Annotated in this window: 1 pseudogene; it reads left to right on the top strand. The window is 49.2% G+C overall.

Annotation, left to right across the window (positions count from 1 at the left end):
- Positions 1-71: 71 nt before the first annotated feature.
- Positions 72-516 (top strand): annotated as a pseudogene (locus HRH59_RS19150) (transposase); the annotation flags it as partial.

Raw genomic sequence — 516 nt, forward strand, 5'->3', positions numbered from 1 at the left:
GGTAATACCCCCTAAAAATAACTGACGTCAAAAGTAGAATTTTCTCGTAACATAAACGCAGGAGATTCTGCATGAAAACATCAAAATTTAGCGACAGCCAGATCCTAGCAATCTTAAAGCAAGCCGAAGCCGGTGCACCCGTTCCAGAGCTGTGCCGTGAGCATGGTATGAGCTCGGCTACCTTCTACAAATGGCGCGCCAAGTTTGGCGGCATGGATGCGTCCATGATGGCCAGATTGAAAGAGCTGGAAACCGAAAATGCCCGGCTTAAAAAGATGTATGCCGAGGAGCGACTAAAGGCTGAAATCCTCAAAGAGGCCATCGAAAAAAAGTGGTAAAGCCGTCGCGCCGACGGGAGTTGGCGCAAAAGGCGGTGCAAAGCCATTCCATTGCTATCAAGTTAGCATGTACCTTGTTTGGGCTTAGCGAAACCTGTTATCGCTATCAGGCCAAACTGAATGACGAGAATGTGCAAATTGCTGACTGGCTGCTTCGGCTGACGACAACGCACCGCAG

The sequence above is a fragment of the Rheinheimera lutimaris genome, from assembly GCF_013283795.1.
In the GTDB taxonomy this organism is placed as follows: Bacteria; Pseudomonadota; Gammaproteobacteria; order Enterobacterales; family Alteromonadaceae; genus Alishewanella; species Alishewanella lutimaris.